This window comes from Sandarakinorhabdus sp. DWP1-3-1 (assembly GCF_049896705.1).
Taxonomy (GTDB): Bacteria; Pseudomonadota; Alphaproteobacteria; order Sphingomonadales; family Sphingomonadaceae; genus Sandarakinorhabdus.
In genome coordinates, this window is sequence record NZ_JAFCUV010000001.1 from 1,083,773 (window position 1) to 1,097,630 (window position 13,858).

Consider the following 13,858-nt stretch of genomic DNA (forward strand, 5'->3'; position numbering starts at 1 on the left):
GGCGGCGGCACCGGTGGGCTAGGAACGACGCCCATGCCAAACCGGCACGAGCGCCCGATCGGTCTAGAACGTCACTCGGCCGCGGACGCCGAAGGTGCGGGCATCGTTGAGGAAGCGAATGTTGAGCGACGACCCGACCAGCGCCTTTTGCGAGACCTCGACATCGAACAGATTGGAGGCCCAGGCCTCGATCCGGTAGTTGCCGAGCGTGTAGCCGGCAGCGATGTTGAAGGTCGCATAGCCTCTTTGTTCGTCGGGGAAGCCGGCCGACAGCGCCGATTGCCGTGTCCCGTCGAGGAAGACGATGTCGTCCTCGTTGAACTGCGACAGGAAATAGGCTGAGCGATAGTTGACCAGCGCCTGCCAGTCGAAGCTGCCGCGGCCGACGTCGATGGTCTGCGACAGCCGGGCGTTGATGTTCCACTTGGAGGCCAGCGGCACGCGGTTGCCGGCCAGGCTGATCAACGGCGAGTTGCCGCCGGCGCCGAAATCCTGGGCCCGGGCATCGGCAACGGTGCCGCTGGTGATCCTGGTATCGAGCCAGGTGACGTTGAAATCGAGGCCCAGGCGCGCCGGCAGCGCAAAGCGGGTCTCGAACTCGAGGCCGCGGATGCGCGACGAACCGATGTTCCGGTTGACCAGCGAATAGCCGTTGCAGACCGGCGGCGTCTGCGCCTGATCGAGGTTGATGCAGGTCAGGTCCTGAAAGACCTGGTTGCTGTAATCATACCAGAACCCGGTCAGGTTGACGACCGAGCGCCGGCCGCCGATCTCGAACGTGTTGCGCGAGCCGATTTCGTAGACGACGACCTTTTCGGGGCTGAAGGCCTCGGGGATCGTCGAGCCGTTGAAGCTGTCGTTGAAGCCGCCGGCCTTGTGGCCTGTCGACACCTTTGCATAAAGCTTGCTGTCGTCGCTGAGGTCGATGTCGCCGCCGATGCGGAAGTCGAAATAACTGAAGGCGGCCCTGCCGACCTGCTGGCTCGGGATGGTCAAATTGGCATAGCTGAAGCCGCCATTGTTGCCGGCCGGGCAGGTGACGAAGCCATTGTCGATGTCGGGACGCGTGAAGCAGGTGCCATTGGGGTTGCTGCCGTTGGCGATCGCCTGAATCTGCTGGATCAGCGTATCGCGCTGGCCCGGCGTCTTGGTGCTTTCGATAAGGAACTGGGCCACCTGCGCCGGCGTCTGCACCTTGCTCAGGTCGAAATTCGGCCGGTCGAGCAGATTGGGGCGGAAACCTTCGGTGCCGAAGCGCGTCGCGATGCAGCAGGCGAAATCCTCGCCGCCCAGCGTCAGCGCCAGATTGCCGCCGATGCCATAGCGTGACTTCTTTTCGTCGGTGTAGCGGATGCCGCCGAAGATGCGGATACGGTCGCTGACGTCGTAAGTCGTGTCGGCGAAAAAGGCATAGGATTTGCCCTCGACGTCGGGCATCACGAACTCGGTTCCCGAATAGCAGCAATAGCCGCGATCGGCGAGCGACAGGAAGCCGACCTGCTGTTTTTCCTTGAAGTAGAAGGCGCCGAGCGTCCAGCGCAGCGACGATTTCTCGTCGGCGGCGAGGCGCAATTCATAGATCTGGCTCTGTGAGCGGGTCTGCCAGAAGTTGTTGGAGAAATTGTCGTACTGGATGGCGTTCAAGTCACGGCCGGGCCAGTCGATGCTTTCGGAACTGGCGTTGGCCTGGTAGAAATCGACATCGCGATAGCTGGCGTTGAATTCCGCCGAAACGCCGCCGAAGTCATAGCGCAATTTGCCCTGGACACCCCAGTTCGTGTTGTCGAGCACGCCCTGCTGGCCGCGATAGACGACATTGCGCAGTTCGAGGTCCTCCGGCCGCAGGCCGGTGGCGGTAACGGCGGCAAAGATGTTGGCGCCGGGATAGCCGGTGCCGGTCTCCTTGCCGTAATCGCCGACAATGGATAGCGACAGGTCGCTCGTCGGTTCCCACAGCAGCGACAGGCGGCCGCCGTAGTTCTCCTCCAGCCCCGCCGGCTTCAGCTGGCTGGCCTGCGCGCCGGTCGCGACATTCTTGAAGCCGAAATCCTTGTTGGCGTAAAAGCCCGAGGCACGGATCGCGGCCGTCGGGCCGAGCGGGAGGTTCAGCGCGCCTTCAAAGCCATAGGAGGTGCGGTTGGCATATTCGCCCTGGATATAGCCGCTGGTTTCACCCAGCCGCGGCTTGGCGGTAATGATGTTGATCGTGCCGGCGAGCGCGTTGCGGCCGTACAGCGTGCCCTGCGGTCCCTTGTTCACCTCGACGCGGTCGAGATCGTAGAACATCGAGCCGAGACCGCGCGGCCGCGGGATATAGATGCCGTTGAGATGCGGTGCCGCGCCGGGATCGCCAAGCTCGGTGTTGTTCGCCGAGCCGACGCCGCGGATGAAGATCTCGATATTGCCTTCCTGGTTGGCAATGCTGAGCCCCGGCACGGCGACCTGCAACTGCCGGAAATCGGAGATGCCGTCGGCGCGCAACTGGGCCTGCGACAGCGACTGGACGACGCCGGTCACGTCCTGGATGCTCTGGTTGCGACGTTCGGCGGTGACGATGATGTCGACCTCGTCGGTCGTGGCAGTGGTCTCGGCCGTGGCAGTTGTCTGCTGGCCCAGCGCCGGCACGGCGGCGCCGGCGAGCAGAATGGCGAGCAGCGTCTTCCGGGTGTTTTCGATGATCATGTCCATCCCCTTTTGTTGTTCTTGCGTCGTTATCGTCAGCGTGCGCCGTCGGCGGAGCCCAGCCTGACCTCGGATATGGTCAGGTCGAGCCGGCCGGCGGTGCCGAGCTCGAAGGGCGTATCGATGCGCGCCATGTCGGCACCGGCAGCGGCAAAGCGCGCCAGCGGCACGGCGATGCTGGTCCAACCCCTGCCGTTGGCGGCGGCGAGTTGCGCCGTGATGTCGATGCTGCCGGCACAGCCATCGCCGCAACGCATCAGCAGCGCGACGGGCGCGGTCGGTGCCGCATCGACGCGCATGCCGACGATCAGCGCCAGTTCGCCATTGGCCTCGCGCTGCAGGTCGCGCGCCGCGGGTTCGCGGACGAGAACGCTGGCCTGCGCCGGTCCGGTCCAGGTGAAGCGGCGCGAATCCTCCTGCGCGCGGCGATCGGCGGCACGGGCGGTGAGCGACGGCAGCGTCGCCGTCAGCTCGACGCTCTGCGGCGCCAGCCCGGCGGTGGCGATGAACAGCTGGCGGCCGGTGGTCGCGCGGCCGGCGGTGAACAGCACGCCCGGCGCGTTGCGCATCGCGGCCGGACCATCTTCGGACAGCGGTGCCAGCTTGGCCGCGTCCCGCGCCGACCGGCCAAAGCCATAGGCGAACAGCGGCTGGTAATCGGCATCGCCGACATTCAGCACGACCTGGTCGGCCCGGCGCGGCCAGCTGTACGGCAGCTTGCCGGTGAAATCCGCCTTGCCGAACAGCACATCGGCAACGCCGCCGCCTTCGGAGCCCGGCAACCAGGCAGCGACAAAGGCGTCGGCGGCATTGACCTCCCGGTTGACCCACAGCGGCCGGCCCGACAGGAACACCGCCACCACCGGGATGCCGGCAGCACGCAGCCGCTTCATCATCGCCAGCGTGTCGCGGGTGTCGTTGAAGGCGACATCGGCGCGATCGCCCTGGAATTCCGCATAAGGATCTTCACCGAACACCACGATCGCTGCGTCGGGCTTTGTCTTCCAGATGCCATCGACCGCCAGTTCGGCGCTGCCGCCACCGGCCTTCACCGTCTCGGCGATGCCGCGCCAGATCGACTGGGCGTTGGGAAAGTGCTCAGGCTTGGTCCCCGTCCCCTGCCAGGTCAGCGTCCAGCCGCCGGCCTGCTTGGCGACATTGTCGGCACCATCGCCGGCGACGAGGATGCGCGCGCCGGCGCGTAGCGGCAGCACGCCGCCGTCGTTTTTGAGCAGCACCAGTGACTTGCGCACCGCCTCCCGCGCCAGCGCCCGATGTGCCGGCGATGCCAGCTGCGACCAGTCCCCGGCATGCGGCCGCGTCGACGGCCGCCCGGCCTCGAACACCCCGGCGCGGATCTTCACCCGCAGGATGCGGCGCACGGCATCGTCGAGCCGCGCCATCGGCAGCGCGCCGCTCTTCACATCGGCGACGGTGTTCTGCCACAGCCCCTTCCAGCTGTCGGGTGCCATGTAAAGGTCGAGCCCCGCCGTGGCGGAGGCGGCGCAATGCGTCACGGTGCAGCCCGGCACCTGGCCATGGCCGTTCCAGTCGCCGACGACAAAGCCGTCGAAACCCCAGCGATCCTTGAGCACGCCGGTCAGCAGCGAGGCGTTGCCGTGCAGCTTGACGCCGTTCCAGCTCGAAAACGACGCCATCACCGACTGGACGCCGGCGGCAAGCGCCGGCGGATAGCCTGCGGCAAAGGTGTCGCGCAGCTGTGCCTCGGTCGCCAGCGTGTCGCCCTGGTCCTTGCCGCCGGCGGTGCCGCCATCGCCGAGGAAATGCTTGGCGGTGGCGATGATGTGGGCACCCTTCAGCCAGTCGGCGCTGCCGATCCTACCCTGCAGGCCCTCGACCAGCGGCCCGGCGAAACTTGCGGTGATCTCCGGATGTTCGCCGAAGCCTTCATAGGTCCGGCCCCAGCGATCGTCGCGCACCACCGTCAGCGTCGGCGCGAAGGTCCAGTCGAGCCCGGTGACGCGCATCTCCAGCGCCGTTGCGGCCCCGATGCGGCCGACCAGGCCGGGGTCACGCGTCGCGCCCAGGCCGATGTTGTGCGGAAACAGCGTCGCGCCGACGATATTGTTGTGGCCATGGACGGCGTCGCTGCCCCAGATCGCCGGAATGCGGACGAGCTTGCCATCGGGTCGCATCGATGCATCGTAAAAGGCATCGGCCGCGGCCAGCCAGCCGCTCGCCGGCCCGAACTCGTCATTGCCGGGACTGGAATTGCCGCCGTTGAACACCGATCCCAGGTGATATTTGTAGACGTCGTCGGGCGTGATGCTGGCGAGGTCGCCCTGGATGATCTGGCCGACCTTCTGCTCGACGGTCATTACCTTCAGCAAGCCGTCGATACGGGCTTCGACGACCGGATCGACCGGCAGCGGCGCCTTGAGCGCGGGCCACGAAGCCGGCTGCGCAACGGCGGTGGGCGGGCTCGGCTGGGCGACGGCAGGCGCGGCTGCTGCGATGGCAATCGCCAGCATCGGCCTCCAGGCGCGCAATCGGTGGCTCACCACCCCTCCCCTTCTCTGTTTCTCTGGTATGGAAACGTTACCAGAAATTTGTCCGGAAGCGCTCCCAGTGTCAAGTCACTTTGTTACGGGATAGCGCACACCGGCTGTCCGGGCCCTCAGGCCGGGCCCGGCCCCATCGTCGAGGCGCGGACAATCAGCTCGTGGCCCAGCTGCTGGCCGCCCGGCTCGACCGCGTCGATCAGCATCTTGGCGGCGGCATAGGCCAGCGCCCGCGTCGGCTGGCGGATCGTCGTCAGCGGCGGCCACACCAGCCGCGCCAGGTCGGTATCGTCGAACCCGGCAATGGCGATATCCCCCGGTACCGGAAGGCCGAGCTCGTGTGCCGCCGCCAGCACGCCGGCCGCCATGTCGTCGTTGCTGGCAAAGATCGCCGTCGGGCGTTCCGCCGCAGCCAGCATCTCGCGCCCGGCGCGGTGGCCCGAGTCGAAATCGAAATAGCCCTGCCGGATCATCGTCGGATCCTCGGCAATGTCGTGCCGCGCCAGTGCCCGGCGAAACCCCGTCAGCCGCTGCCTGCTTGAGACATGGTCCGGATGGCCGATGATGAAGCCGATGCGGCGGTGCCCCAGCCCGACGAGATGATCGGCAACCTCCTCGGCCGCCGCTTCGTCGTTGATGAAGACATAGGGCGAGATATCTAGGTCCGCGCCCGGCGCGATCCGCACGAACGGCAACTTGCTGCGTTGCAACAGCTCGATGACGATGGGCGAATCCGATACCGGCGGCGACAGGATGACACCGTCGAGATGGGTTTCGGCGATCAGCCCGGCGATCTCCGTCGCCAGCCCCGGCGCGGTGATGTCGCATTCCTGGAAGAATACCCGGAAGCCGCGCTCGACACAGTGCGCCCGGGCGCCGGTCTGGATGCTGTAGATGTAATAGGGGCTGGGGTTGTCATACAGCAGCGCGATCTGGAACGACCGCTGGCCGGCGAGCGCCCGTGCCGCGACGCTGGGCCGGAACTCCAGCTTGGCGATGGCCGCCTCGACGCGGCGCCGGGTCTCGGGCTTCACATAGGGCTCGTTGTTGAGCACCCGTGACACCGTCGTCACCGAAACGCCTGCCGCAGCCGAAACTTCCTTGATCGTGCTGCGCATGGTCTGCGATCCTGTCGGCCGCAAGCTTATGGCCGAAACAGTACCGGGGCCAGCCCGTCAAGGGCGCCCGACACCATGGCTCAGGCGACCTCCATGCCCGGTACGATCTCCGGCTCGACATGCTCGGGCAGCGCGATCCGCTCGGGCAGCGCCGTCATCTTGACCGGGTCGTGCTGGCGGATGAATTTCTCCACCACCGGCGCGATCGTGTCGCGCCACTTGCGGCCGTTGAAGATGCCATAATGCCCGGCACCTTCCGCCATGAAATAGGCCTTCTTGTCCTCAGGCAGCCCGGTGGCGATTTCCAAGGCGGCCTTGGTCTGGCCCAGCCCCGAGATATCGTCGCGCTCGCCCTCGATGGCCAGCAGCGCGGTACGCGTGATCGATTCCGGCTTCACCAGCTGGCCACGGTGGACGAACTCACCCTTGGCGATCGCCTGGCGCTGGAACACCACGTCGATGGTCTGCAGGTAGAATTCCGCCGTCATGTCGCAGACCGAGCGATATTCCTCATAGAACGCCTTGGTCGCCGCCGCGCTATCGTCGTCGCCGTCGATAAGGTGCTTGAACAGCTCCCAGTGCGATTTCATGTGGTTGGCAAGGTTCATCGACATGAAGCCGGCGAGCTGCAGGAAGCCCGGATAGACCTTGCGCCCGGCGCCCGGATACATGCCCGGCACCGTCGCGATGACATTCTGTTCAAACCAGGCATAGGGCCGTTCGGTGGCGAGATCGTCGACCGAGGTCGGCGCACGGCGGGTATCCACAGGCCCGCCCATCATGGTCAGGGTCAGCGGCGTCGCCGGGTCATCGTTGGCCGACATATAGGCGACCGCGGCATAGCAGGGCACCGCCGGCTGGCAGACCGCCAGCATGTGGGAGCCAGCCCCGACGACACTGGCGAATTCGATGATGTAGTCGATGTAATCGTTGAGGTCGAAACGGCCCTCCGACGCCGGCACCATCTTGGCATCGCGCCAATCGGTGACATAGACGTCGTGGTCGGGCAGCAGACGCTCGACCGTGCCGCGCAGCAGGGTCGCGTAGTGGCCCGACATCGGCGTGACGATCAGCACGCGCGGATCGGTGCGGCCGCTGACGGCGCGGGTAAAATGCTTCAACTGGCCGAACGGCTTGCGGGCGACGATCTCCTCGCTCACCGCGATGCTGACGCCGTCGATGATCGTCGTGTCGAGGCCGAAATCGGGCTTGCCGCGCGGCGCATTGGCATGGGCGAAAACTTCCAGGCCGCGCGCCAGTATCGGGCTCGTTGGCATGAACGACATCGGGTTGGACGCGCTCAGCAGCCATTCGGAGCTGGTCTGCGCCAGCGAACCCAGGCCACCAAGCCATGCCCGCTGCATTTCATAGGCCGTATAGAGCATCGTGTTTCCCTGTTTGTCCGGACAAATGCCGCCGTCTCGCGCATGCCATATCGCAGGTGCAGCATAAAGCGCAGAAACGCCGCGGACACCATCCTTTATGATAATGGGGTAACGAACGACACGCGCCGCGGCTGCGACCGGGCGCGCATTGAGCCGCACTCAAACCCCTGCTATCAGGCCCGATGGCCACAAAACCCGATCTGCCGCCGCCCGAACAGCGCAAACTCAGCAACCTGTCGCTGCTGTGGGGCTTTGTCCGGTCGTACCCCGCGCACCTGGCCGCCGCGCTCACCGCGCTGGTCGTCGCCGCGCTCGCTACCCTCGCCATCCCGCAGCGCCTGAAACTGGTCGTCGACAAGGGCTTTGCCGCGGGTTCGGACCCCTCCACCATCGCGCCGTTCTTCTGGGCAATGCTCGGTATCGTGCTGCTGCTCGGCATCGCGACCGCCTTCCGCTTCTATTTCGTCAGCTGGATCGGCGAGCGCGTCGTCGCCGACCTGCGCAAGGCCGTCCAGTCGCACCTGTTGTCGCTCGACCCCGTCTTCTTCGAAATCAACCGCCCCGCGGAAATCGCCTCGCGCCTGACCAGCGACACCGCCGTCATCGAACAAGTCGTTTCCACCTCCGCCTCGCTGGCGCTGCGCAATACCGCCACCGGCATCGGCGGCATCATCTTCATGTTCACCCTGGCCCCCAAGCTGACCGCGCTGATGCTGCTCGTCATCCCGGTGACGATGGTGCCGATCATCCTGCTCGGCCGCCGCGTCCGCACCGTCGCGCGCACCAGCCAGGACCGCATCGCCGATGTCGGCACGATGGTGGCCGAGGTGCTCGGCGCCATCAAGATCGTCCAAGCCTTCACCCAGGAACGCCGTGAAGCCGGCCGCTTCGGCGCCGCCGTCGAAAGCGCCTTCGTCACCGCGAAAAAGCGCATCCTGCTGCGCGCCGGCATGACCGCCGTCGTCATCACGCTGATCTTCGGCGCCATCACCCTGGTCCTGTGGCAGGGCGCGCTCGATGTCATCTCGGGCAACCTCACCGGCGGCACGATCGCCGCCTTCATCTTCTACGCCGTCATCGTCGCCGGTGCCTTCGGCACGCTGACCGAGGTCTATGGCGACTTCATGCGCGCCGCCGGTGCCAGCGGCCGCATGCGCGAACTGCTCGCCGCGACGCCCGGCATCCGCGCTCCCGACAATGCCACGCCGCTGCCGGTGCCGCCGCGCGGCGCGCTGTGCCTCGACCATGTCACCTTCCACTATCCGTCGAAGCCCGATGGCGCGGCGCTGATCGACTTCTCGCTCGACATCGCGGCAGGGGAAACAGTCGCCGTCGTCGGGCCCTCGGGCGCCGGCAAATCGACGCTGTTCCAGCTCGTCCAGCGTTTCTATGACCCGGAGGCTGGCCAGATCCGCCTCGACGGCGTGCCGCTGGTCGCCGCCGACCCGGAGGAAGTCCGCGCTCGGATGGCCGTGGTGCCGCAGGAAACCATGGTCTTTGCCACCAGCGCACTCGAGAACATCCGCTATGGCAGGCCCAGCGCCACCGAAGCCGAGGTCTGGGCGGCGGCCGAGGCTGCCCATGCCGATGGCTTCCTGAAGCAACTGCCCGACGGCATCCACAGCTTTCTGGGCGAAGCCGGCACCCGCCTGTCGGGCGGCCAGCGACAGCGCCTGGCCATCGCCCGCGCCATCCTGCGCGACGCGCCGATCCTGCTGCTCGACGAGGCCACCAGCGCGCTCGACAGCGAAAGCGAACGCCTTGTGCAGCACGCGCTCGAAGGGCTGATGCAGGGCAAGACGACATTGGTCATCGCCCACCGCCTTGCCACCGTCCGCAACGCCGATCGCATCATCGTCATGGATGCCGGCCGCATCGTCGCCGAGGGCACCCATGACAAGCTGATCAAGCAGGGCGGGCTTTATGCCAAGCTCGCCCGGCTGCAATTCGAGCAGGTGCAACCACAGGTGGCGTGAGGCCCGCGATGACGATCACCATTACCGCCTTCGATCGCTCCCCCGACGGCGGCCGCGGGCTGGCGCGCGATACGCGGGTGCGCTGGGCGCTGGAGGAGGTCGGACAGCCCTATGCGGTGCGGCGGGTCACGTTTGACGCGCTGAAGCAGCCAGCGCATCTGGCGCTCAACCCGTTCGGTCAGATCCCGACATATGAAGACGGCGATCTCGTGCTGTTCGAAACCGGCGCCATCATCCTCCACATCGCCGAACGCCACGCCGGGCTGTTGCCGGCCGCTGCCGATGCACGGGCCCGGGCGATCACCTGGATGTTCGCCGCCGTCAACACCGTGGAGCCGCCGGTCATCGAGCTGGAGATCGCCCGTCTTTTCGAAAGCGACAAGCCCTGGGCCTCTGAACGGTTGCCGCTGGTCGAAGCCCGCGTCCGCGACCGGCTCGGCCAATTGTCCCGCAGGCTGGGCGGTGACGACTGGCTCGACGGCCCGTTTAGCGCCGGCGACCTGATGATGGTTTCGGTGCTGCTGCGACTGCGCTCCTCGGGGCTGCTCGATGAATTTCCCAGCCTCGCCGCCTATGTCGTCCGCGGCGAGGCCCGGCCCGCTTACGCCCGCGCCTTCGCCGATCAGCACGCACTCAATACGCGGCCCTGAACGCCCGCAGGCACCTGTCACTCCGGCAAAGGCCGGGACCATGGACCACCATCTTCGGCAACCCGCGATCATCGCCATCCGCGCGACGGCCGGGCGAAGCGCATCACCTCTCGCCGGCAAGCGAGCTACTGCGCCGTATAGCCCCCGTCCACCACCAGTTCCGCCCCGGTCATGAAGCTCGATTCGTCCGACGCCAGGAACACCACCGCATCGGCGATCTCGCGCGGTACGCCGAAACGCGCCATCGGATGCGCGGCGATCAGCGCATCGCGCATCTCGTTGCCGTTCTCGGACGCCTGCAGCGCGTTCGCTACCATCGGCGTGTCTATGAAGCCGGGGTGGACGGAATTGACCCGGATGCCGAGCGGCGCCCATTCGACCGCCGCGGCCTTGGTCAGCAGCAGCACCCCGCCCTTCGACGCGCAATAGGCGGCGGCGTTTGGAATGGCGACCTTGCCGAGGATCGACGAAAGGTTGATGACCGAGCCGCCCTGCACCGCCAGCACCGGCCCGGCGTAGCGCAACCCGAGGAAGACGCCGTCGAGGTTGATCGACAGGATGCGCCGCCAATCATCGAGCGTGTGCGTCATCAGCGCGAGCGAACTGCTGGCGACGCCTGCATTGTTGACCAGGATGTCGAGCTTGCCGAACGTGCCGACGGCCTCGGCGACGGCAGCCTGCCAATCAGCCTCGCTGGTCACGTCGTGGAGCCTGAAATAGGCGCGACCGCCCGCGGCGACAATCGCCAGCGCCACCGCCTCCACCGCCGGATCGCGATCGGTGAGCAGCACCACGGCGCCCTCCCGGGCCAGCCGCCGTGCCGTTTCGGCACCGAGCCCCATGGCGGCGCCCGTCACCAGCGCGACCTTACCTGCAACCCGATCCGCCATCATCGCTCCCCTTTTACCGGAAGCGTAGGCAAGTGCCGGCCGAAGGACGAGAGGCAATTCAGATAGCCCGCGCTCGGCGGGCGCCCGGCAGTCCGCAACGAAAAAGGGCGGACCTTGTGGCCCGCCCCGAATTCGCGATCAACGATCCCGAGGGATCAGTTGGCGTAGGCTTCGTTCCCGACAAAGCCCATCTTGGTGAGGCCGGCCTTCTGGGCCTCGGCCATGACCTTGTTGACGGCGTCGTACTTGGCCAGGCCCTCGGGGCGCAGGCGCAGTTCGGGCTGGGTCGGCATGGCAGCAGCCTGCTTCATGTAGCTGCGCAGGGTCGGCATATCGACTTCGGTCTTGTTCCAGTAGATGTTGGACAGGAAATCGATATCGACCTGGTTGAACACCGGATCGACCTGGTTCGGCTGGTTGTTCGGCGGCGGCAGATCCAGCTTCACGGCATGGGTCTGCACCGGGATGGTGATGATGAACATGATGAGCAGCACGAGCATGACGTCGATCAGCGGCGTCGTGTTCATGTCGTTCATCGGGGCGTCGTCGCCGCCCCCACCGCCCACTGACATTGACATGGACTAAACTCCTGGATTGAGACCGCGGGGCGTCACTGCCGCCCCGCGGGATTTCAGCGCGTGACTTCGCCCGGCACAGGTTCGGAAATGAACCCGATCTTGACGAACCCGGCCCGCTGCATCGTGTAAATCACGCCGCCGACGCACCGGTATTCCATGTCCTTGTCGCCGCGGATATGGACCTCGGGCAATTCGATCTTGCTGCCGGCCTTTTCCTGCCGGGCAATTTCGGCCTTCAGCGCCGCCACACCGCGATCCAGCAGCTCCTGCTTCGTTTCGACCTTGGCCTGACCCCAATAGGTATCGCAATTGGCGTCGACCGAGAGCAGCACGTTCTCGGGCTTCGTCGTCGTCGGCAGGTTGGTGACGGTCGGCAAGCGCAACGGCACGGTCTGGATCACGACCGGCACGGTGATAAGGAAGATGATGAGCAGCACCAACATGACGTCGACAAGCGGCGTCGTGTTGATTTCCGTCATCGGGCCTTCTTCACCGTTTTCGTCCGGCGATCCGATGTTCATCGACATGGGTCAGATGCCCTTTCCGGCTCGCGTTTCAGCGAGCCTGCGGCTTGACGGCGGCGGCAGGCGCAACGACGGCCGGCTGGGCCACGCGCGCACCGGAAACCAGGGCGCCATGAACATCGGCCGAGAAGTTGTTGAGCTTGTCCGAAACGTCCTTGTTACGACGGATCAGCCAGTTGTAGCCGAGCACGGCCGGCACGGCGACAAACAGGCCGATGGCGGTCATGATGAGCGCTTCACCGACCGGGCCGGCAACCTTGTCGATCGACGCCTGGCCGGCAATGCCGATGTTGATCAGCGCGCGATAGATGCCGATGACGGTACCCATCAGACCGATGAACGGCGCGGTCGAACCGACCGAAGCGAGGAAGGCGAGACCGCCGGTCAGCTTCGAAGCGACAGCAGCAGTCGAACGGTTGAGCGCCATCGTCACCCACTCATGCTGGTCGATCTTGTCGGTCAGGCGACCTTCATGATGATCCGAAGCGCGCAGGCCGTCGTCGACGATCTGCTTGAACGGCGAATTCTTCTCGAGCTTGGACGCACCGGTCTTGAGGTCCGGGGCGCTCCAGAACTTCTTCTCGAGCTCGCCGGCTTCGCCGAGCACCTTACGCTGATCGATGTACTTGGTGATGATGATGTACCACGACACGAACGACATGAAGACCAGCACGGCAAAGATCGCCTGAGCGATGATGCCGCCCTGCTGCAGCGACGCTACCAGGCCATAGGGGTTTTCGGCTGCGACTGTTTCCATTTTGATTTCCCTCGATTTATTTCGTTGTTTCAGGTCTTCCAGGTCCGTGCCGGGATCCATCCCCCCGGCGCGGCCAGATCAGCGCGCGTCGGTCAGCTTCCAGCGAACCGGCTGGGTCTTGGTTTCCGCAACCGGTTGGCCATCGCGGGTCGCCGGGTTGAACCGGAACCGACGCTTGATGATGTTGCAGGTTGCCTCGTCGAGCCGCGGGAAGCCGCTCGACTGGGTCACCTGGCACTCGTTCACGCGGCCATCGGCCCCGACCACATAGCTGACGCGGGTCGTGCCCGATTCCTCGGCGCGGCGTGATGCATCCGGGAAATCATCGTCCGAGAAGGAATTGCCGCGACCCTTGGGCGTTGCCGGGGTGGGCGCGGCCGTCGGGGCCGGCGCGGGCGGCGCCGGCGGAGCGGGCGGGGTGAAGACCGGCGGCTGCGGTGCCGGCACGGTGGTCTGGGTGGTGATCGTCGGCGCGGCCTCCGACTGCACCGAAACTTCCGGTGGCGGCACGTAGGGCGGGATCTCGACGTCCTTGGGTGGCGGCGGCGGCGGTTCCTCCGGAGGCGGTGCCTCCTCCTTGACGTTCACCGTCTCCAGCGGTTTCACGATTGCCTTGACGACCTGCAATGCGAGGCCGGTGATGAGGGCATAACCGATGACGACATGCAGCAAGGCCACAATGACCAGCGACACCATCCGATTTCTGCTCATCCCCTGATCAGCGTAAGCCATGGGCGCTGCGATACTCCTGTGAATGCGAATGCGAGGATCGCCGG

General features: G+C 66.0%; 11 protein-coding genes. 2 read left to right on the plus strand and 9 right to left on the minus strand.

The genetic code is table 11. The features are described 5' to 3' along the window. Positions 1 to 63: 63 nt before the first annotated feature. The 4 genes from ACP7AI_RS05160 to ACP7AI_RS05175 all read right to left on the minus strand — a co-directional run bounded on the left by ACP7AI_RS05160 (position 64) and on the right by ACP7AI_RS05175 (position 7,707). Positions 64 to 2,682: a TonB-dependent receptor gene (locus ACP7AI_RS05160; RefSeq protein ID WP_426164817.1), complete on the minus strand. Its 2,619-nt coding sequence runs from the start codon at positions 2,680 to 2,682 to the stop codon at positions 64 to 66. A 35-nt stretch (positions 2,683 to 2,717) separates the two neighbouring features. Then, entirely contained in the window at positions 2,718 to 5,204 is a 2,487-nt protein-coding gene (locus ACP7AI_RS05165) for a glycoside hydrolase family 3 protein (RefSeq protein WP_426164819.1), read from the minus strand. A gap of 116 nt (positions 5,205 to 5,320) precedes the next feature. Further along, a complete protein-coding gene (locus ACP7AI_RS05170) occupies positions 5,321 to 6,322 on the minus strand; it encodes a LacI family DNA-binding transcriptional regulator (RefSeq protein ID WP_426164821.1) in 1,002 nt (333 codons plus the stop codon). 80 nt (positions 6,323 to 6,402) lie between these two features. Next, positions 6,403 to 7,707 (minus strand): polyhydroxyalkanoate depolymerase, encoded by a 1,305-nt coding sequence (locus ACP7AI_RS05175; protein WP_426164823.1) that lies wholly within the window; start codon positions 7,705 to 7,707, stop codon positions 6,403 to 6,405. 182 nt (positions 7,708 to 7,889) lie between these two features. Between ACP7AI_RS05175 and ACP7AI_RS05180 the strand changes: the two genes are divergently transcribed. Together ACP7AI_RS05180 and ACP7AI_RS05185 are read left to right on the plus strand one after the other, a co-directional pair. Then, entirely contained in the window at positions 7,890 to 9,683 is a 1,794-nt protein-coding gene (locus tag ACP7AI_RS05180; RefSeq protein WP_426164825.1) for an ABC transporter transmembrane domain-containing protein, read from the plus strand. An 8-nt stretch (positions 9,684 to 9,691) separates the two neighbouring features. Continuing rightward, positions 9,692 to 10,333: a glutathione S-transferase family protein gene (locus ACP7AI_RS05185; RefSeq protein ID WP_426164827.1), complete on the plus strand. Its 642-nt coding sequence runs from the start codon at positions 9,692 to 9,694 to the stop codon at positions 10,331 to 10,333. Between the two features lie 125 nt (positions 10,334 to 10,458). Here the strand turns inward: ACP7AI_RS05185 and ACP7AI_RS05190 are convergent, their stop codons facing one another. The 5 genes from ACP7AI_RS05190 to ACP7AI_RS05210 all read right to left on the minus strand — a co-directional run bounded on the left by ACP7AI_RS05190 (position 10,459) and on the right by ACP7AI_RS05210 (position 13,793). Next, positions 10,459 to 11,223: an SDR family NAD(P)-dependent oxidoreductase gene (locus ACP7AI_RS05190; protein ID WP_426164829.1), complete on the minus strand. Its 765-nt coding sequence runs from the start codon at positions 11,221 to 11,223 to the stop codon at positions 10,459 to 10,461. A gap of 155 nt (positions 11,224 to 11,378) precedes the next feature. Beyond that, positions 11,379 to 11,795, minus strand: a complete 417-nt coding sequence (locus tag ACP7AI_RS05195; RefSeq protein ID WP_426166558.1) for an ExbD/TolR family protein — start codon at positions 11,793 to 11,795, stop codon at positions 11,379 to 11,381. A gap of 59 nt (positions 11,796 to 11,854) precedes the next feature. Continuing rightward, positions 11,855 to 12,328, minus strand: coding sequence for an ExbD/TolR family protein (locus ACP7AI_RS05200; protein ID WP_426164831.1), 474 nt, complete (start codon positions 12,326 to 12,328; stop codon positions 11,855 to 11,857). 28 nt (positions 12,329 to 12,356) lie between these two features. Then, complete coding sequence (locus tag ACP7AI_RS05205; RefSeq protein ID WP_426166560.1) at positions 12,357 to 13,082, minus strand: MotA/TolQ/ExbB proton channel family protein; 726 nt, start codon at positions 13,080 to 13,082, stop codon at positions 12,357 to 12,359. Between the two features lie 78 nt (positions 13,083 to 13,160). Further along, positions 13,161 to 13,793, minus strand: a complete 633-nt coding sequence (locus ACP7AI_RS05210) for an energy transducer TonB (RefSeq protein ID WP_426164833.1) — start codon at positions 13,791 to 13,793, stop codon at positions 13,161 to 13,163. Positions 13,794 to 13,858 lie beyond the last annotated feature (65 nt).

Excerpts from the sequence above, each read along its gene's own strand:
- ACP7AI_RS05160 (WP_426164817.1), bottom strand. The coding sequence starts at position 2,682 with ATGATCATCGAAAACACCCGGAAGACGCTGCTCGCCATTCTGCTCGCC.
- ACP7AI_RS05170 (WP_426164821.1), bottom strand. The coding sequence starts at position 6,322 with ATGCGCAGCACGATCAAGGAAGTTTCGGCTGCGGCAGGCGTTTCGGTG.
- ACP7AI_RS05175 (WP_426164823.1), bottom strand. The coding sequence starts at position 7,707 with ATGCTCTATACGGCCTATGAAATGCAGCGGGCATGGCTTGGTGGCCTG.
- ACP7AI_RS05180 (WP_426164825.1), top strand. The coding sequence starts at position 7,890 with ATGGCCACAAAACCCGATCTGCCGCCGCCCGAACAGCGCAAACTCAGC.
- ACP7AI_RS05185 (WP_426164827.1), top strand. The coding sequence starts at position 9,692 with ATGACGATCACCATTACCGCCTTCGATCGCTCCCCCGACGGCGGCCGC.
- ACP7AI_RS05190 (WP_426164829.1), bottom strand. The coding sequence starts at position 11,223 with ATGGCGGATCGGGTTGCAGGTAAGGTCGCGCTGGTGACGGGCGCCGCC.
- ACP7AI_RS05195 (WP_426166558.1), bottom strand. The coding sequence starts at position 11,795 with ATGTCAGTGGGCGGTGGGGGCGGCGACGACGCCCCGATGAACGACATG.
- ACP7AI_RS05200 (WP_426164831.1), bottom strand. The coding sequence starts at position 12,328 with ATGTCGATGAACATCGGATCGCCGGACGAAAACGGTGAAGAAGGCCCG.
- ACP7AI_RS05205 (WP_426166560.1), bottom strand. The coding sequence starts at position 13,082 with ATGGAAACAGTCGCAGCCGAAAACCCCTATGGCCTGGTAGCGTCGCTG.
- ACP7AI_RS05210 (WP_426164833.1), bottom strand. The coding sequence starts at position 13,793 with ATGAGCAGAAATCGGATGGTGTCGCTGGTCATTGTGGCCTTGCTGCAT.